General features: G+C 51.2%; 15 protein-coding genes. 8 read left to right on the forward strand and 7 right to left on the reverse strand.

Annotation, left to right across the window (positions count from 1 at the left end):
• The first annotated feature begins 1 nt into the window (after nucleotide 1).
• On the forward strand, nucleotides 2-325 hold the full coding sequence (locus D6024_RS13600) for a cupin domain-containing protein (protein ID WP_121355168.1): 324 nt from the start codon (nucleotides 2-4) through the stop codon (nucleotides 323-325).
• Between the two features lie 80 nt (nucleotides 326-405).
• Here D6024_RS13600 and D6024_RS13605 read toward each other — a convergent pair whose 3' ends face one another.
• Nucleotides 406-2334, reverse strand: a complete 1929-nt coding sequence (locus tag D6024_RS13605) for a menaquinone biosynthesis decarboxylase (RefSeq protein WP_121355169.1) — start codon at nucleotides 2332-2334, stop codon at nucleotides 406-408.
• Nucleotides 2335-2376: 42 nt separating this feature from the next.
• Complete coding sequence (locus D6024_RS13610) at nucleotides 2377-3246, reverse strand: DUF6089 family protein (RefSeq protein WP_121355170.1); 870 nt, start codon at nucleotides 3244-3246, stop codon at nucleotides 2377-2379.
• Nucleotides 3247-3363: 117 nt separating this feature from the next.
• Between D6024_RS13610 and D6024_RS13615 the strand changes: the two genes are divergently transcribed.
• Nucleotides 3364-5424, forward strand: coding sequence for a M13 family metallopeptidase (locus D6024_RS13615; RefSeq protein WP_121355171.1), 2061 nt, complete (start codon nucleotides 3364-3366; stop codon nucleotides 5422-5424).
• Between the two features lie 61 nt (nucleotides 5425-5485).
• Here D6024_RS13615 and D6024_RS13620 read toward each other — a convergent pair whose 3' ends face one another.
• The 5 genes from D6024_RS13620 to D6024_RS13640 all read right to left on the reverse strand — a co-directional run bounded on the left by D6024_RS13620 (nucleotide 5486) and on the right by D6024_RS13640 (nucleotide 12757).
• Nucleotides 5486-6514, reverse strand: coding sequence for a dipeptide epimerase (locus tag D6024_RS13620; RefSeq protein ID WP_121355172.1), 1029 nt, complete (start codon nucleotides 6512-6514; stop codon nucleotides 5486-5488).
• A 231-nt stretch (nucleotides 6515-6745) separates the two neighbouring features.
• A complete protein-coding gene (locus tag D6024_RS13625; RefSeq protein WP_121355173.1) occupies nucleotides 6746-7924 on the reverse strand; it encodes an acyl-CoA dehydrogenase family protein in 1179 nt (392 codons plus the stop codon).
• 69 nt (nucleotides 7925-7993) lie between these two features.
• The gene (locus tag D6024_RS13630) at nucleotides 7994-11002 is read right to left on the reverse strand and encodes a WD40/YVTN/BNR-like repeat-containing protein (protein ID WP_205573280.1); all 3009 of its coding nucleotides are present in this window, start codon (nucleotides 11000-11002) and stop codon (nucleotides 7994-7996) included.
• A 63-nt stretch (nucleotides 11003-11065) separates the two neighbouring features.
• Nucleotides 11066-11716 (reverse strand): TMEM175 family protein, encoded by a 651-nt coding sequence (locus tag D6024_RS13635; RefSeq protein ID WP_121355174.1) that lies wholly within the window; start codon nucleotides 11714-11716, stop codon nucleotides 11066-11068.
• A gap of 45 nt (nucleotides 11717-11761) precedes the next feature.
• Nucleotides 11762-12757 (reverse strand): LuxE/PaaK family acyltransferase, encoded by a 996-nt coding sequence (locus D6024_RS13640; protein WP_240410030.1) that lies wholly within the window; start codon nucleotides 12755-12757, stop codon nucleotides 11762-11764.
• Between the two features lie 26 nt (nucleotides 12758-12783).
• On the opposite strand from D6024_RS13640, the gene D6024_RS13645 reads away from it, so the two are divergent.
• The 6 genes from D6024_RS13645 to D6024_RS13665 all read left to right on the forward strand — a co-directional run bounded on the left by D6024_RS13645 (nucleotide 12784) and on the right by D6024_RS13665 (nucleotide 18400).
• Complete coding sequence (locus D6024_RS13645; protein WP_121355175.1) at nucleotides 12784-13239, forward strand: hypothetical protein; 456 nt, start codon at nucleotides 12784-12786, stop codon at nucleotides 13237-13239.
• Between the two features lie 5 nt (nucleotides 13240-13244).
• A complete protein-coding gene (locus D6024_RS13650; RefSeq protein ID WP_121355176.1) occupies nucleotides 13245-14087 on the forward strand; it encodes a UbiA prenyltransferase family protein in 843 nt (280 codons plus the stop codon).
• Between the two features lie 12 nt (nucleotides 14088-14099).
• Complete coding sequence (locus D6024_RS13655; protein WP_121355177.1) at nucleotides 14100-15209, forward strand: M42 family metallopeptidase; 1110 nt, start codon at nucleotides 14100-14102, stop codon at nucleotides 15207-15209.
• Nucleotides 15206-15367, forward strand: a complete 162-nt coding sequence (locus tag D6024_RS26730) for a hypothetical protein (protein WP_162944753.1) — start codon at nucleotides 15206-15208, stop codon at nucleotides 15365-15367. The genes D6024_RS13655 and D6024_RS26730 overlap by 4 nt, the downstream gene beginning before the upstream one ends.
• On the forward strand, nucleotides 15367-16737 hold the full coding sequence (locus D6024_RS13660) for a methyltransferase domain-containing protein (protein WP_121355178.1): 1371 nt from the start codon (nucleotides 15367-15369) through the stop codon (nucleotides 16735-16737). The genes D6024_RS26730 and D6024_RS13660 overlap by 1 nt, the downstream gene beginning before the upstream one ends.
• Before the next feature lie 193 nt (nucleotides 16738-16930).
• Entirely contained in the window at nucleotides 16931-18400 is a 1470-nt protein-coding gene (locus D6024_RS13665) for an alkaline phosphatase family protein (protein WP_121355179.1), read from the forward strand.
• The last annotated feature ends 25 nt before the right edge of the window (nucleotides 18401-18425 follow it).

The following is an 18425-nucleotide window of genomic DNA, read 5'->3' on the forward strand; positions in this document are numbered from 1 at the left end:
GATGTCGTTTGTTCAAATCGAAACTTTGCCATCGAAGGAAATCGTCAGGGGCTACCATGCACGCACCATTCATACCGGCACCATGACCTTCGTTTACTGGACCGTAGAAGCCGGCCATGCCATTCCGCTACATTCCCATCCGCACGAACAGGTGGCCCATGTGCTGAGCGGTGAGTTTGAATTAACCGTGGCCGGTGAAACAAAAGTGCTCACGCCGGGACTCGTAGCCGTCATTCCGCCACACGTCGAGCATGGCGGCCGGGCACTCACCGATTGCCAGCTGCTGGATGTCTTTCACCCGGAACGCGAGGATTACAAATTTTAATTGCGTGAATGTGAGCCAGGAAAACTCATAACCGTAAAGTTCCCTCTTGTTTCACGTCTCACCTCTCACATCTCACGTCCTCACGCCACGACCGCCTCTTCACCATAGATCTGGCTTTTGAATTTCAGCGACGGGGACGGCAGGAAGTCGCCCAAACCAAGACGGCTCCATTTTTCATCCACAGCCTTAATGGTTTCATCGTTCATCACGATGATGTTGGGCCAGTCGCGTTGGAAATTGTCAAATTCTTTCGATTTGATCGTTCCGTCTAATCCCATACAGGCAAAGGTTTTTCCTTCTTCTTTTGCAGAAGGCCGCTGCGCCAGAACGGCGTCCCGTTTGGGATCGAGGTTGTTGCAAAATCGCCAGAGGGCAACCGCCAGGTCATTTGCGCTGACCGTATGCTCCACATATAGAATGAGTTTGATTCCTTCCAGTTCGGCAAGGTTGCACAATTGCAGGTGCAATTCCCGAACATGCCCTTTGCGGTTTTTTTCAACCGACAGGATCAAAACCGGTATGTCTTTCTTCAACAAAGACGTGTTGATGTCCTTGATTTCTTCGAACTGCTTTACAGCTTTTTCAATCTCTGCCTGCGAACTGCTAACTGCCAACTGCCAGTTTTGGTCCATTTCTTCTTCGAACTTCCGGGTTCCGTCGATACACATCTTTCCGCCAAAACCCAGCTTACTGCAACTGTGATCCAGCACATCCATCGGTCCCTGCGAAAAATAAATATCCGCGGCCGGATTCAGGTTTTTGAAAACATAGGTCGACAGCTCCTCGTAGTCTTGTATCCGCACATCCTGGTCGGCCATTACCAGGATCTTATTGAACATCATCTGGCCGGCGCCCCACATGGCATTCATCACTTTTTGCCCCTGCCCGGCGTACTCCTTCCGGATCTGCGCAATCACCAGGTTGTGAAAAACGCCTTCTACAGGCATGTCCATATCGATGATCTCGGGCACCATGGTCATTTTCATCGGTGCCAGGAAAATGCGTTCCGTGGCCTTTCCCAGCCAGGCGTCTTCCTGCGGCGGAATGCCCACGATGGTGGCCGGATAAACCGCATTTTTTTTGTGCGTGATGCAGGTAATGTGAAAACGGGGATACCAATCCGGTAGCGAGTAATAACCGGTATGGTCGCCAAACGGCCCCTCCCAGATCAGTTCATCGGCCGGGTCAACATAGCCTTCAATCACGAAATCCGCGTCGGCAGGAACTTCGATTTCGGGCTGCGTGATACACTTTACCAGCTCCACTTTTTTCTTGCGGAGAAAACCGGCCAGCATGTATTCATCCACATTTTCCGGTAGCGGTGCTGTCGCGGAATAGGCATAGGCCGGGTCGCCACCCAATGCCACGGCCACCGGCATTTTCTTACCCAGCTTTTTGTATTCGGAAAAATGTTTTGCCGACACCTTGTGTTTGTGCCAGTGCATGCCTGTTAGATCCGGACCAAAAACCTGCATCCGGTACATGCCCACGTTGCGGGAGGCAGTCACGGGATCTTTTGTATGGATCACCGGCAGCGTTACAAAGGGACCACCGTCTTTGGGCCAGCACGTGATCACCGGCAGCTTTGTGATATCCGCTTCGGCTCCCTGCCAAACCACTTGCTGGCATTCACCGCGTCCGCTGCGCACCCTGGGCATCCACGAAGCAAACTGCCCGAGTTTTGGCAGAAGCTTCAGCTTATCCACGATGCTTTCCTTGGGAGAAGACAGCAGGTGAAAAAGGGTTTCGATTTCTTTTGCCACGTCGTCCAGGTGCTGCACGCCGAGTGCAAGGCACATCCTGCGTTCGCTGCCGTATGCGTTCATGAGAACAGGAAAGTCGTAACCCGTGTTTTCGAAAAGAAGGGCTTTGCCGCCGCCGGCGGTTTTGCTGATGCGATCCGTGATCTCGGAAATTTCGAGGTGGGGATTTACGTATTCTCTGATACGAACCAATTCGCCTTCACGCTCCAGTAAATCGATAAACTGCTGCTGATTTTTGTATGCCATGTGTGTTTGCAAAAGTAGGAACACACAACGTTAGCAAAATGTTTACATGGGCACAGTGGGACAACCGTAGCGGCTCTTTTTTCCGGATGCCTCGGTTTTGCCATAACCGCCGCCCAGCCGGAAGGTCAGGTGCAGGCCCGTGAAATAATACCAGTCTTTCGTTTTTACGTTTCCACGCTGCACATCCTTGGCGGGATAACCGTTATCTGGGTAAAGCGGGTACTCGCCGGGCACTTCGTCGCCGCGGTACGAATACTGCACGGCACGCGAACCCCGCTCGGCAAGAAGGGTTTGTTCATCCACGAAGGTGCTGCTCACGTCGTCCAGGTAATCGGTAAAAAGACGGCGGAAACCAACCTCCAGTCCGAGGCGGACGTCATCGTTGATGTTGTATTTGATACCACCGCCAAAGGGAATGGCAAATTGCGTCAGGGAATAGGGTTTGCGGTCGGGATAAGCTGTGAGTCCCTCCCCTTCCGTGCTCAGGGGTTTGAGAAAAATCTTGGCACCCGAAGAATCTTTGATATACGGATTAAAATGATAAACCGCTATACCGGCGAATGCATAGGGCGACCAGCGAATATTATTTAAGTTGAAAGCCGTGAGTTCCCCGATCAGGTTGAACTCGGAAATAGCCGATTGAAAACTCAGGTTGCGGTTTTCTTTTTGAAACGTCGATCCGCTGAATTGATCACCGCCTTCGACCTTCCCGAGGTTAAAACCCGTGCGCAACATCACACGGTCCGACACTTCATAATTGAGCGAAAGACCGAATGCGCCTTTGGTGCGTTTGTAGGGTTTGTCGTTCAAATCACCGATATAGTTGGCCCCTCCAAGAAAAACACCCATGTGAAACTGGGCAAATGCAGCCTGCGACAAAAAGAGAAAGGAAAAGAAAACGACTTTCTTCATGAAGACGGTTTTGCAGATTGTCAACAAATTTAAGGCCGATTCCGCTCCGGTCCCGGTTTTATGAACGGCTTCGATCGTGCAGCATTTGTCGCTACATTTAACCCTTAATCCAGAACAATGCAAAAAATCGCACTTCTCTTCCTGCTTGCCGGCGGGCTGACTGCCTGTAATAACGAGGTCAAATCCGTAACCGGCACGGGTCCCGACTCTGTCGAAAAAAACAAAGCCGACGTATTGGCAAAGAACATGGATACGGCGGTTTCCCCCGCCCAGGACTTCTTTTTATATGCCAACGGCGGCTGGATCAAAGCCAACCCCATCCCAGCCGACCAGGGCTCGTGGGGCATTGGCAACCTGGTTATCGAAGAAAACCTGTCCCGCCTGCGCAGCATCAGCGAAAAGGCGGCAGCCTCGCAAGCGGCGCAGGGCACCAACCAGCAAAAGATCGGCGACTACTGGGCTGTTGCCATGGACAGTGCAAAAGTGGAGCAGGCGGGTTTAAAACCCTTGCAGCCTTATCTCGATAAGATCAACGCCATTACCGATGTAAACTCCCTGGTTGCCACTTCGGCCGAACTGAAAAACATCGGCTCGTCTACACTGTTTGCCGACTTTGTTGCGCAGGACGACAAGAACAGCGACCTGATGTCGTATAAACTTTGGCAGGGCGGCCTGGGCCTGCCGGAACGGGAATATTATTTCAAAAACGATTCGCCAACAAAAAATATCCGGCAGCAATACCTGCACTACATTACGCAAATCCTGACCTATTCCGGCGAAGACAGTACCAAGGCGGCAAAAGAAGCCGGCGATATCCTGGCCCTGGAAACCAAACTGGCGCAAAGCTCCCGTAAACTGGAAGACCTGCGTGACCCCTATCGCAATTACAACAAAATGGCAATTGCCGACCTGCCGAAACTTTCCGGAAATGTTGACTGGCGCAAGTTCCTGTCAGTCACCGGTGTCAAGAATGTCGACTCGGTTATCGTTGGTCAGCCGGAGTTTTTTAAGACCCTAAATGCCGTTTTGAAATCAACTCCTATCGACGTCTGGAAAAGCGAATTGAAATTCAATTTGCTTTCCGATTTTTCCGGGTCCCTTCCCGATCAATACGGCCAGGCATCGTTCAACTTCAACAAACTGTTCAGCGGGGCAAAAGAAAGACGTCCCCGGTGGAAGCGGGTGATCGGGGCCATGGAGGCCAGCATGGGCGAAATGCTCGGCCAGTTATACGTAAAAGAATATTTCAGCGAAACGGCCAAGAAACGGTATGCCGACATGGTGGAGGCCATCCGCACGGCTTTGCACCACCGCATCGGGCAGCTGACCTGGATGAGCGACAGCACCAAACAGAAAGCCTTTGTAAAGCTGGCTGCCATGAAAAAGAAAGTTGGCTACCCCGACAAGTGGAAGGATTTTTCTGCGATGCAGATCGGGCGGGAAAGCTTTGTGCAAAACAGCATCAATGCCAATCTCTGGTGGCACAATTACAACATGAACAAACTCGGAAAACCGGTAGACAGGGACGAGTGGGACATGACGCCGCAAACCTACAATGCCTACTATAATCCCTCGAACAACGAAATCGTTTTGCCCGCGGGAATCTTCACGGTTCCGGGCTATCGTGACGAGGAACTGGACGATGCCACAGTGTACGGATACGGCGGCGCCAGCACCATTGGCCACGAGATCACCCACGGCTTCGACGACGAAGGCCGCCAGTTTGATGAAAAAGGAAACCTGAAAAGCTGGTGGACAAAAAAGGATGAGGAAGAATTTAAAAAAAGAGCGGACGTGATGGTGAAGCAGTTTAACGGCTACGAGCCTTTGCCGGGTTATCACATCAATGGAAAGGCAACGCTGGGCGAAAATATTGCCGACCTGGGTGGGATTTTGCTGGGCATTGAAGCCTTTAAGACGACGGAGCAATATAAAAAAGGCGAAAAGCTGAAAGGCTATACGCCCATGCAACGCTATTTCCTTGGCTATTCATTGGGATGGCTGGGACAGATCCGCGATGAGCAATTGCGCAACCGGCTGTTAACGGATGTACACGCACCTGCCAAATACCGGGTCAATGGCCCGTTTGCGGACGTGGATGAATTCTATACTACGTTCAACATTCAGCCAGGCACGCCGATGTTCCGTCCCGACAGCGTGCGGGTTCGTATTTGGTAAGCTGAATTGGTAAAAGACAAAACAGATTGAGAAATAAAAAAGGCCCGGTGACGGGCCTTTTTTATTTCTGGTAAAGATCGGTAAAGCGAATGCCCAGGCCGGGATCGCCGGATGTTGCCACGTTTCCGTTTTCGTAGTGCAGACCGGTTGCAAGATCTTCTTTTAACAGTAGCGGACCGTCGGCATCGAGAAAGTCGATTTGCGATTGCAGGTGCGCAATGGCGGCAGAGCCGATCGTCGATTCATTCATGCTCCCAACCATCACGCCCATGTTCAGTTCCCGTGCACGGCGGATCATGCGCAACGCCGGTGTCAGCCCGCTGCACTTCGTCAGTTTGATATTGATGCCGTGAAAATGGCCGCTGCACTTGTCCACATCGTGTTCGGCAACGCAGCTTTCATCGGCATAAAGTGGCAATGGCGAATTTGCATAAAGCCATTTCATTCCCTCCCAATCGTCTTTGGCAAGGGGCTGCTCAATGTATTCCACGCCAAGGTCTTTGAAGGCCTGGATTTTTTCCAGGGCTTCTTCCTTCTTCCAGCCTGCATTGGCATCGATGCGAAACACACTGTTGGTGTGCCTGCGCAAGGATTCAATGATCGCCACGTCGTTGTCCGTACCAAGCTTGATCTTGTAAACCGGCCAGGGTTTCTCGATCATCTTTTCCACCATCTTTTCGATGGTATCGATTCCGATGGTGTAATCGGTGACGGTTTGCTTGCCGGTATTTCCCTCCCAAAGTTGGCAAAGCGGCTTGCCCTTGAATTTACCATACAGGTCCCAGCCGGCAATGTCCAGCGCACAAACCAGAAACGGGTTGGTGGGAAACAAATGGTGGAGATAGTGCCAGTAACGTTCGGGCTCGGTGAAGGCAAATTTTTCCGTGAACTGTTTTTTTCGCTCCAGGTCCTCGACCATTTTTTCTACCGGAATATTGTAGTAGGTAATGGCCGGGGCTTCGCCAAACCCAACACGTCCCAGGTGCTCCAGTTGCACGATGAAGGTCGGCTGGTGTGTTTTTGTTCTACCGTTGGAAATGGTAAACGGGTACCGAAACGCAAGATCGTAGGTGCGATAATAGACTTTCATCCCCCTGTCCTCCTGAAGGGGAGACCCAGGCCAACGTTTCCCTTTTTATTTTTTGACATTTCTGATGAATAATTTTTTTCGGTCGAATGACCAAATGTTGAAGAATGCGACTCTACAGAAGATCAATTCAAATCCATCTGTCGGTCATACGAAGAAATCAGTTTGAAATAAAGAACAGTCGCAAGTCGGACAGACTTCCCCGACCTGGGTCTCCCCTCAGGGGACAGGGGATTATTTGAACGCATTGAAACCTGTAACATCCATCCCTGTGATCAGCAGGTGCACATCGTGCGTTCCTTCGTAGGTGATTACGCTTTCCAAGTTCATCATGTGCCGCATTATGCTGTATTCTCCGGTGATCCCCATGCCGCCCAGCATTTGCCGCGCATCACGGGCGATGGTAGCGGCGATCTCGCAGGAATTGCGCTTGGCCATCGAAACCTGTTGCGGCGTAGCCCTTCCTTCGTTCATCAGGCTGCCAAGACGCCAAACCAGCAACTGCGCTTTGGTGATCTCGGTGATCATTTCTGCCAGCTTTTTCTGTTGCAACTGAAAAGCGCCAATCGGCTTGTCAAACTGGATTCGTTCTTTGCTGTAACGAAGGGCCGTATCGTAACAATCCATTGCCGCTCCCAAGGCACCCCAGGAAATTCCGTAACGGGCTTTTGTCAAACAACCCAAGGGACCTTTCAATCCTTTCACGTTGGGCAGAATATTTTCTTTCGGCACTTTCACGTTGTCGAACACCAGCTCACCTGTGGCGCTGGCGCGGAGACTCCATTTGCCATGCGTGGTTGGTGTGCTGAATCCTTCCATTCCCCTTTCCACAACCAATCCTCTTATTTCTCCATTCTCGTCTTTGGCCCACACCACCGCAACCTGCGCATACGGCGCATTCGAGATCCACATTTTACTTCCATTGAGAATTACGTGGTCGCCTGCATCGCGAAAATTGGTGAGCATGCCGGCAGGATTGCTGCCGTGATCGGGTTCTGTCAGTCCGAAACAACCAAGCCACTCACCGATTGCCAGTTTGGGCAAATATTTTTTCCGCTGCTCTTCGTTTCCGTATTGGTAGATCGGGAACATCACCAGCGAACCCTGAACCGAAGCCGTTGATCGCACACCACTATCCCCTCTTTCCAGCTCCTGCATCATGAGGCCATAACTGATGTAATCGAGACCGCCACCGCCGTATTCGACCGGAACGGTAGGCCCGAAGCAACCCAGTTCGCCCAATTGCCCGACAATCTGCTGCGGGAATTCTGCCCGTTGCGCATAGTCTTCGATGATGGGTGAAATTTCTTTTTTCACATAATTCCTGACGGTCTCACGAATCAGCTTTTGTTCATCGGTCAGCAATTCGTCGACACCAAAATAATCCGGTGACTGAAAGAGGTCTGTAGCCATGGCGGCAAAGATAAGAGAGGTTTGGAGTTTGACGTTTTGTGTTTAGCGTTATTCCATAACGAGAACGTTTTATAATGAAGACTTCATCGCTTGCCATTGCTTTTGCAAAGCCTCCACTTGCGCTGTCACTGTTTTTACGGCAGAAATGGATGGTTGTGTTGGTGGCGTATCACTTCCCTGCAGTACTTCCAGCAAGGCACCCAGACTTCCATCCAATTGTGCCGGTGAAGGCTTGCCGGGAGAACCCTCCATCAATAACTGCAGGCCTTTTTTGGCGTTGTCATTTTTGGCAGTGGCCAAAGCGGAAGCCATGTTGGTTTGCAGTTGCTGCAACATCCTGCGCAACGTATAAATGTTCACCGAAAGATCGTGTTGCAATTGCAACTCTTTTGTGCTTGTTTTTACCCGCGGGTCCATTTTTATCGTGATTGGCTGGGATGTTGTTTTTCCATCAACCGCCAGTTTTACCGTGTATGTTCCCGGCATCACCCAGGGCGATGTTGGCTCCGGCGCGGTGTTCCGGTAAACCGCTGAAATCGGGTAAGATGGCGGCAGGTTCATCGGCGTATAATGCATGTCCCATAGAAACCGGTGCACACCTTTTTCATTTGAAAGAATTGCCTGCGGCCGCAGCCAGTAAAGCGGTACATAAACCGAACTGATATCATAAAGCGTATCGGAAGAACTGTATCGCCGTAAAAGCGTTCCTTTCTGGTCGAAAATTTCGAGGGAAACACTCTTTGCTTCTTCCGGCAAATAATACTCGATCATGGCGCCGTCGGGCGGATTTTCGCCTGCAGCTTCTTCGGGTGGCATGGGCGTATCGGTGTAGGTGCTCCAGCGAACCCGGTAGGCCGTTTGCGGTGCATAGAGCGCTAACGGCGACCGCTTTGCTGCAAGTTGCCGTAAGGCAGTCACGTTGTCCAAGATCCAAATCCCTCTTCCGTGCGTTGCGACCACCAGGTCATCGTCCTTGACAATAAGATCACGCACCGACGATGCGGGCATGTTCAGGCGCAGGCTTTGCCAGTGCCCGCCGTCATCAAACGAAACATAGACCGCCGCTTCACTGGCGGCATACAGCAATCCTTTCTGCTTCGGGTCTTCCCGCACGGCGTTGATGGGTTCATTGGGCAAACCCGTTACAATTTTCTGCCAGGATTTTCCGCCGTCATGTGTTTTGAAAATTGATGGGTGCAGGTCATCCAGGCGGATTTTGCTCACAGATACATAGGCCGTGGCCACATCAAAATGGCCGGCATCAATCATCGAAATTTTATTCCAGGAGGTAATATCGGGCGGCGTCACATTTTTCCATGTTTTACCACCATCCTTTGTAAGGTGAATCAATCCATCATCCGTCCCGCACCAGATGGTGTTGACATCTTTAAACGAGGGTGCCACGGAATAGATCACACCCCGCCTCGGCATTGATTTCAGCGCCGGCGTGGCATAGCTCCCTACGCTGGATGGCACATCCCAGCTTTCCCGGCTCAGGTCGGGACTAATGACCTGCCAGTTGTTGCCGCCGTCCCTCGTTTTAAACAACACATTCCCGGCAAAGAACAGGGTCTTCGGATCGACCGGTGAAAAGAGGACCGGCTCGGTTCTGACAAAACGGTATTTTCCGCTGCGCACCGCTTCGGGTGAAATGTTTTTCGTTTGCCCCGTACGCCTATCGTATTTCGTGATTTTACCGCCGTAGATAATGTTGGGATCGAGCGGGTCAGGAGCCGCATAACCGTATTCTTCCACGCCTACCGGGTGCCACTCCCGCAGGCCGATGTAGCCGTCGTTCCCCCTGGATGCAATGCCCACGGAACCACTCTCCTGCTGCCCACCATAAATGTTGTAGGGAAAAGAATTATCAGCGGCGACATGATACATCTGTGCCGTGGGCTGGTTGTACCATGAGGAGAATGTTTGCCCGCTGTTGACGGTGACCGCGGCGCCCTGGTCGCCGGTTACGATGAAGATTTCGGGATGCAGGGGATTGATCCAGATATTTTGGTAATCGTCGCCGCCCGGCGCTCCTTTTATGCCCGTCCAGTTTTTGCCGCCATCGGTCGACCGCCACAGCACAATGCTGGCGCTGTACAGGGTTTCCTTGTTTTGCGGATCAACTTTGATCACCGGCAGATCGCCGCCACCGATCTTGGCTTCGGGCCGGCCATCGCCTTTCACATTGCTCCAGTTTTCACCGCCATCATCTGACCGGTACAGGCCCATGCCGCTGCCGGTTCCGTAACTGTTTGGCTGCGTTGTACTGAAAACGACATAGACAGTTTTGGGAGACGAAGGCGCAAGGGTAATGTGCGCCTGCACCAGGTTTTCCGGCAAGCCCTTCATTATTTTTTTCCAGGTAGTGCCGCCATCGGTTGATTTGTACACACCGCCGTGTGTGCCGCCAAAGGCACCATTTTCCCAGGGACCCTGGCGTGCTTCCCACATCGTAGCATAGACAGTTTGCGGGTCCGTTGGATCAATCGCCACATCATCGCCACCGACATTTTCGCTAGTGTACAAAACCTTTTCAAAATGTTGCCCGCCGTCCGTCGACCGGTAAATCCCCCTTTCTTCATTGGGTCCGTACGGGTGACCCAGCACGGCGACGAAAAGGCGGTTCGGGTCTTTTGGGTCCACGGCGATCCTGGGGATCTGCTGACCACTTTGCAAGCCCAGGTGGGTCCAGGTTTTACCGGCATCGCCCGACCGGTAGATCCCGTTACCGACCGAAAGGTCCGGACGCTGCAGTCCCTCGCCGCTGCCGGCGTAGAGGATATCCGGGTTGGACGGCGCTACGACGACATCCCCGATCGAACCCGTGGATTGGTCATCAAACAGGGGATTCCAGGTGTAGCCATAATCTGTCGTTTTCCAGATTCCGCCGTTGTTGACGCCCATGTAAAAAACATTGGGTTGCTGCGGCACGCCGGTAGCACCCACCGTTCTTCCGCCACGGAACGGACCGATCATGCGCCAATGCAGATGTGAAAAATAGGAAGGGTTGAGTTGGGCTTCTGAAACAGTGAAAGACAAAAACAAAAAAGAGAATAGCGCCAGCCTTTTCGGATACATAGCTTTGTTTTGAGGAAGGCTAAAGTAAACAAGAATGCCCTTAGACGAATCGGCTTACCCGGTTTAACGGTTTTTCTCCACGATTTTTTCAGACAGCGCTTCGTCATCGATCCCGTCGGGGATAAAGAACATGATGGGTGGAATGACAAAACAGGCAAAAGCCAGGTACACATTGACGTAAGCCAGCGGAATGGAAAACAGGTAAGCAATCACACCGATATACGATTTGGTTCGCGCCTTGATGGAAACGCGGTAGATCTTCGATGTCAGTTCCTTGTTTTCATCACGGTGCATCAGTTTTTTACGGATGGTATAGGAGCGCATGATGGCAAACATCAGTGTTGTGAGCATCATCACCAGCCCGTAGAAAGCCACCGATTCATCCACCAACGGATCGGCGCCGACAAAAGCAGAAGCCAGCGGGATAAAACTCATGCAAAAAAGAAAAAGCAGGTTTTGCCCCAACAGGGATTCATCTGTCCGCTTTAGCAGGTGAAACAGGTGGTGGTGATTGATCCAGAAAATACCAACCATCATAAAGCTGAAACTATAACTGAGAATTGCGGGGAGGATTTGGTAGAGATGGTGGCGCACGGTCCACGAAGTGCCCGTCTTGCTGAAGTCGGGCAATTTGAATGTCAGCACCATAATGGTGATAACGATTGACATGACGCTGTCGCTGAAAGTCTCCACCCTGGCAGTTCCCAGTTTCATTGGCTAAACGCTTACAGGAACATGTAAAAAACTTGCGCCAGCCTTTTATAGTGCAAGCTGGCTGCAGCCGCGGATGTCTGTATGATCCATTCGTCCCAGCACTTCGAAGCTGCCGTCTGCGTGTAGTTTTCCAAGGTCTTCCGTGGCAATAAAGCTGCACGAATGCAGGTTGGCCAGGTCAATCACGTTGATGGCACCGGACGTGCCGCCAAGACAAAACGGGTCGGTCTCGTCGCGCAGGATAATGCGCATCCACGCCGGGCTACGGTAAATTCCGTCGATTGCGTAGGCTTGCGAAAGAAGCTCGGTCATCCCGTATTCGGCATGTACATGTGAAAGCGAAAATGCAGTTTTCAATTCCTGGTACAATTCAGCCTTGGTCAGTTCTTTTTTCCGGCCTTTCATTCCGCCGGTTTCAATCACGATGGTATTTTTCAAGGGCAGTGCGTGGGTGGCCGCAAAATCGAGCAAGGCATAGGTTACTCCAAACAGGATGGATGGCTGCCCACTTTCTTCGAGTTGCGATAGGGTTGCCTGCAGTTTGTCGTGGTCGTAGAGATAAAAACCGCTTTGCGGGTGGCCGCTTTTTTTAATCAGGGTATCCACCATGTAGACCAGCGACGACGATCCCTGTTCGAGGTAGGAAGGCAAAAGTCCCAGGATGCAAAACTTTTCAGGCTTACCATAAAACCGTTCGAAGCAGTCGAGGAAACTTTTTTCATAAAGCGAGAGGTCTTTGATGTAGTGGCGGCTGGTGGTCAAGCCTGTCGTACCGCTGCTTTGAAATACAGTCACCGGATCAAAGTCCCCATTTTTGACGACGTGGGACTTGAAAAACGAGATCGGCAGGAAGGGAATGGCCTCTATCGCGGAAACGGTTTCCGGCGATTGGCCAAGGGCATCGCAATAAGACCGGTAAATCGCCGTATGAAAATACTGGCGCCGAAAGACTTCCAGTGCAATTTGCCGGAACTGTTTTTCGTTAGTGATGCGGAATACCTCATCTTCCAGGTTGTGCGGTTTAGGTATTTCAGGCATCATCCTGTAAATTTGAAGGGACTATCATTATGAAAAGAATTCTGTTTGTATCCGTTTTGGCCCTTGCACTGGGCGCCTGCAGCAAAGATAAATTCAAAACTGTACCGACTGTCAAGATCAATTCGATCGGTCCCTCCGAAGCCAGGAACGGCGACATTATCCAGGTCTTTGCCACCGTCACAGACAAGGAAGGCGACCTGCAGGATTCTGTCATTGTGGTGCGCAAGAAATTCAATGGTTCTACCCTGCTCAGCACCGACAGTTCGGCCAAGGTTAGCCTGAAAGGCTTGGGCTCTCCCGTAAAAGACAAGATCGAGCTACGCATTTCCATTTCATATGGAAAATTGTTGCCGGAATTTGCGCTTTACCAGGAACTGGAGCGTGACTTCGACCGGGAATTTTCTGTTGGTCTGATTGTGCGGGACAATGCCGGTAACAGGAGCGAATACGTAGAATCTGACAGGATCACGCTGAAAAAGTTTTAGCTGTTTTGCTAAAGAAGATATTCGATTTTTTTGTTTTTACCAGCTTATTCATTGCCACCTGCGCAGTGCTGATGGTATACCAGGCCAGCCTGCTGTTCGATGTGTCTTTTTCTCTTCCCCTCTATGCCTTTGTTTTTTTTGGATCGGTTTGCAGTTACAACTTTCACTGGTTCCTGACGCCACCCGATGTTCCCGCAACCTCATACAAAATGCGCTGGAACCTGAGCAACCGCAACCTGCATCTAGTTTTGGCCCTCATTGGGGCCGTCGGTGCCGGCGTGTGCTGCATCCTCCTGCTAAAGCACTGGGTCTGGCTGGCCCTGACCGCATTTTTCACTTTCCTGTACTCGGCGCCCATGATCCAGCACCCGCTTTTCACCTGGCTAAGGCGGATTGCCGTTGGCAAAACAATCTACCTGGCAGCTGCCTGGACGCATGTCACATCTTTTCTGCCGCTGGTGATCAGCCTGAAGAGTTTATCGGCTGTGCATGTCTGGTATGTCGTCAACCGTTTTTTCTTTCTCTATGCCATTTGCATCGTCTTCGACCGCCGCGATGTGGAAAGTGACCGCAGGGCCGGTATCAGGAGCCTGATCACTTATTTCAGTGCAGCGGGAATCGACCGGTTGTTCTGGTTTTCTACAGCCGTGACGGCGATTACCAGCTACCTGCTGACCCGCTGGCTTGCACCGCTGGATGTGGTCATTTTGCTTTTGCCTGCGCTGATCATGGCCCTGCTTTACCAGTCGTCCAAACAGAGCAAATCGGATTATTTATATTATTTTTTGCTGGATGGACTGATGGCGCTTTCTGCTCCAATACTCATTTTGGCTAAATTTGCCCGATAATTTTTTCAGCGCATGGCAAAAGCAAAGAAGAGCAGCAGTTCAGCATTGACGGAAGAATCGCTTGCGTTTTTCAAAAACTACATCAACACGCCTTCACCGGTTGGATTTGAGTCGAATGGACAACGCCTCTGGATCAATTATGTCAAACCCTTTGTCGACAACATCTTTACCGATCCCTACGGAACCGCGGTGGGTGTCATCAACCCCGATGCCCCCTTCAAAGTGGTGATTGAAGCACACGTGGACGAGATCAGTTGGTTTGTCAACTACATCAACAACGAAGGATTGATTTACCTGAAACGCAATGGTGGGGTGGATCACCAGATCGCACCGGGCCAGCGGGTTTTTATCCACGGGAAAAAGGGATTTGTAAAGGCCGTCTTTGGCTGGCCGGCCATTCATACCCGGATCTCCAACCAAGACAAAGAGCCTGTGGCAAAAGTGGAAAATCTCTTTCTCGACTGCGGAGCCCGCAATAAAAAAGAAGTGGAAGATCTTGGCATCCGCGTGGGCAGCGTGGTGACCTACCAGGACGGCTTCGACGAACTGGCTTACGACTATTTCATCGGCCGTGCCTTTGACAACCGCATCGGTGGCTTTATGATTGCCGAAGTGGCCCGCCTGCTGAGCGAAAGCAAGAAAAAGCTCCCGTTCGGCCTCTACGTGGTCAACGCCGTGCAGGAAGAGATCGGGCTTCGCGGTGCCGAAATGATTGCCCGCCGCATTAAACCGAACGTCGCCATCATCACCGATGTTACGCACGACACGACAACGCCGATGATCAATAAAATGATCGAAGGTGATACATCCTGCGGCAAAGGGCCGTCGCTTTCTTTTGGACCGGCCGTACACAATAAACTGTTGCAGGTAGTAGAAGACGTAGCCGCCAAAGCCGGCATCCCTGTGCAGTTACGCACGGTTTCCCGCAGCACCGGCACCGATACCGATTCGTTTGCCTATGCCAACGACGGCTGCCCTTCCGTACTGATCTCGATCCCCCTGCGTTACATGCATACGACTGTGGAAATGCTTCACCGCCGCGATATTGAGCAAACGATCCGTTTGATGTATGAAACGCTGCTGACCTTAACGCCCAAAACAAACCTGAGTTATTTCGAATGATCCAGCATTTGCTTTATATCGACCCCGGAAGCGGAAGTTACCTGATACAGGCGATCGTAGCCGGTGTATTGGGCGTCGCGTTTTTCTTCAAGAGCATTGTGTTTTCCGTGCGGCATTTTTTTAGTCGCTTTTTCGGTAAGAAACCCAAAGCAGATTGATGGTCCCGTTTCAGCCTCACCCTTCGTCCTACCGCGATCCCTCGGGATTTTTGTTTTGGCACGAGGGAACTCTTTACCGCCAGGTGAACCGCAGCTTTGGGAAAGCATTTGATCAATTTCATTCCGGTGGGCTTTCTGCGCATCTGGTCAGCAAAGGAATTTTAACGCCGTATGAGCCGGTTAACCGGAACCTGACAGGCAGCAGCGACTGGCATCAAACACTGAAGCCGGCGTTTCTCCCCTTCATTTCCTATCCGTACGAATGGAGTTTCGATATGCTGAAGGACGCGGCGCTAACGACTCTCGAAGCAGCGCGGGAAGCCATTGCCTATCGCATGCACCTGAAAGACGCATCGGCTTACAATGTGCAATTACACAAAGGCCGCATGCAATTCATCGATACGTTGTCGTTTGAACCCTATAATGAACAAAAGCCCTGGGTCGCTTACCGGCAGTTCTGCGAACATTTTCTTGCTCCCCTGGCCCTGATGCATTATTTGAAAGAACCATTGCAGCCGTTGCAGCTTGCCTGGCCTGATGGCATTCCGCTACCGTTGACGAAAAAATTCTTACCGGGCAGGAGTCGATGGAACCTGCACGTGTACCTGAATTTGCATTTGCAGGCAAACCTTTCCCAAAAAGCCGTTGGAAACCCGGAAAAGCAAGTCCGTTTTTCGAAAAGCAAAATGCTGCAACTTCTCAAAAGCCTGCGGACGGCCGTCAATTCGTTTCACCTGGACAGTCCGTCCGGCGTCTGGTCGGCGTACTATGAAGAAGCCATGCAGCGAGACGATTATGTGCAACAGAAAAAAAAGATCATCGAGGAATGGCTGCCCGGACTGACGGTGAATTCTGCCGTTGATGTCGGCGCCAACGAAGGGGAGTTTTCGTTTCTTCTCGCCGAAAAAGGCATCCGTACCATCAGCGCCGATTTCGACCATTTCTCCATCAATAACCTTTACAAAAAAATGAAGCAGCGTAACGTTGGCAACCTGTACCCGCTGCTGGTCGACCTGGGCAATCCCAGCCCGGCCATTGGTGTAAACAACCAGGAGCGGGCTTCCTTTTTGGAACGGGCAGGCAGCGATCTTGTGCTGGCCCTTGCCGTGATCCACCACCTGGCCATTGGGAAAAACATCGACTTCGAAAAGATCGCAACCTTCTTTGCCTCGTTGGGTAAAACGCTGCTCCTAGAATTTGTTCCGAAAGAAGATGAAAAGGTGCAACTGATGCTGCGGCATAAGCCGGACGTGTACGACTGGTACAGCAGGGAGAATTTCCTCCACAGCTTTTCAACCCGTTTTGACCTGGTTCGCGAAGAGGCAATCGGGTCGTCGGGACGCAGTTTACTCCTTTTCAAAGCCAGGTAGTGTCAAGCGCTTTTTCGGCTGGAAAGGTTTAGAGATCACGGGGGATAGCTGACAGCTGGTTATAAATATCAATCTCCACAGCCTCTTGATTCATACTGATGACAGTTTTCCCTTCGCAGCCTTCCGGAATGAACGGGCAATCGAATTCAAAAACATCCGCTTATTTTGCGAGCTCACAAACAGTTCAATTTGAATGGCGCCGTTTCTTAAAAAAATTCAGTCCCAGCCTTTTTTTCTTGCCCTGATGGCGCTGTTCTTCGTGGCACATGGATACAACCAGAACCATGCATCGGTAACGGCGATGGACTTTGCTGTTTTGCTGGGCGAATACTGGATGGGAACCATTCTTGTTTTTCTCTTCGGTCTTCTCATCTATAGTAAAATGGTCAAGGCAGCCTTGTTTGCCTTTGGCCTGATGTTTCTCGAATTGTTCTTTGGGCCCTTCCATGACGGGCTGAAAAAAATTTCGCCAACTTTTTTCCTGGCCAAATACAGTGTGCTCCTTCCCCTTCTCTTGCTACTGACAGTTGTTTTTGTGTGGTGGCTCAAAAAAACACACAATTCTTTTCACCGCCTTTTTGCGTATTTGAATGGCTGTTTCCTCTTGCTTCTTTTGATCGAGGTGCCCTCTTTTTTTTCCGGAAGTCAGGCGCCGCCTAAAAGCGGCCTGCCCGCCTGCACCACCTGTCGCAAACCCGATGTGTACCTGATCATCGCCGATAGTTATTCCGATTCGCTGGCCCTCGCCGATGCGCTGCATTTCAACAACGGCGCCTTTCTCTCGCAATTGCGCAACCGCGGTTTTCACGTGGTTGAAGGAAGCCACAGCAACTACAACTATACACCTTTTGCCATGTCGTCGCTGCTCCAGATGAACTACCTGCCCGGTGTTCGCGGATACAATTCGGATAAGCATGACCGCGATCTGTGTGCCGGCTACATCAATCGCAACCCGGTGGTCGCTTTTTTCCGCGAAAACGGCTATGCCATTAAGAATGCATCCATCTTTAATCTTGCCGACGAGCCCACGCAGGCCCGCCAGAACTACCTGCTTCTTGGGAAAGACCTCGTTCGCTCGCAAACCTTTTTGCAACGTCTGCAACGCGACCTCGGCTATCACCTCGTGACAACGTTGAACCTGCAAAGTGCTATTGCGAGTTATACGTTTTATACAAAAAAATGCAACGACAAGGTCCTGGGTCTTCTTCGGGATGAAATCGGGCAACGCAGCCAACAGCCTCGTTTTATTTACACCCACCTCCTGCTGCCGCATTACCCGTATTATTACGATCAGAACGGCAGGGAAAGACCGCTGTCTTATTTTAAAGCCGGCTATGAGTTCGACCAACAGGCCTACCTGGAGTACCTGCAGTACGGCAACGGCCTGTTTCTCCGTCTCATTGATGCTATTTTTAAAAACGCAACGCAACCGCCCATCATCCTTCTCATGGGCGATCATGGCTTTCGTGAGTTCCACCCCTCCCGCCTGCCCGATCCGAAATATTATTACATGAACCTGAACGCCGTTTACCTGCCGGATGGCAACTACCAACAATTTTACAAAGACCTGCCTGCCGTCAACCAGTTCAGAGCTTTACTCAATTCGGCCTTCGGCCAACATCTTCCGATGCTGAAAGACTCCGCGGTACTGATACAGGAGTAAAGCCAATTTGCAATAAGCAATCAGC

Source organism: Flavisolibacter nicotianae (genome assembly GCF_003628535.1).
Lineage (GTDB): Bacteria > Bacteroidota > Bacteroidia > Chitinophagales > Chitinophagaceae > Flavisolibacter > Flavisolibacter nicotianae.

Coding starts and splice junctions, on each gene's coding strand:
- D6024_RS13655 (WP_121355177.1), top strand. CDS start 14,100: ATGGCAAAAGCAAAGAAGAGCAGCAGTTCAGCATTGACGGAAGAATCG.
- D6024_RS26730 (WP_162944753.1), top strand. CDS start 15,206: ATGATCCAGCATTTGCTTTATATCGACCCCGGAAGCGGAAGTTACCTG.
- D6024_RS13630 (WP_205573280.1), bottom strand. CDS start 11,002: ATGTATCCGAAAAGGCTGGCGCTATTCTCTTTTTTGTTTTTGTCTTTC.
- D6024_RS13615 (WP_121355171.1), top strand. CDS start 3,364: ATGCAAAAAATCGCACTTCTCTTCCTGCTTGCCGGCGGGCTGACTGCC.
- D6024_RS13660 (WP_121355178.1), top strand. CDS start 15,367: ATGGTCCCGTTTCAGCCTCACCCTTCGTCCTACCGCGATCCCTCGGGA.
- D6024_RS13625 (WP_121355173.1), bottom strand. CDS start 7,924: ATGGCTACAGACCTCTTTCAGTCACCGGATTATTTTGGTGTCGACGAA.
- D6024_RS13645 (WP_121355175.1), top strand. CDS start 12,784: ATGAAAAGAATTCTGTTTGTATCCGTTTTGGCCCTTGCACTGGGCGCC.
- D6024_RS13640 (WP_240410030.1), bottom strand. CDS start 12,757: ATGATGCCTGAAATACCTAAACCGCACAACCTGGAAGATGAGGTATTC.
- D6024_RS13600 (WP_121355168.1), top strand. CDS start 2: ATGTCGTTTGTTCAAATCGAAACTTTGCCATCGAAGGAAATCGTCAGG.
- D6024_RS13635 (WP_121355174.1), bottom strand. CDS start 11,716: ATGAAACTGGGAACTGCCAGGGTGGAGACTTTCAGCGACAGCGTCATG.
- D6024_RS13605 (WP_121355169.1), bottom strand. CDS start 2,334: ATGGCATACAAAAATCAGCAGCAGTTTATCGATTTACTGGAGCGTGAA.
- D6024_RS13620 (WP_121355172.1), bottom strand. CDS start 6,514: ATGAAAGTCTATTATCGCACCTACGATCTTGCGTTTCGGTACCCGTTT.
- D6024_RS13610 (WP_121355170.1), bottom strand. CDS start 3,246: ATGAAGAAAGTCGTTTTCTTTTCCTTTCTCTTTTTGTCGCAGGCTGCA.
- D6024_RS13665 (WP_121355179.1), top strand. CDS start 16,931: ATGGCGCCGTTTCTTAAAAAAATTCAGTCCCAGCCTTTTTTTCTTGCC.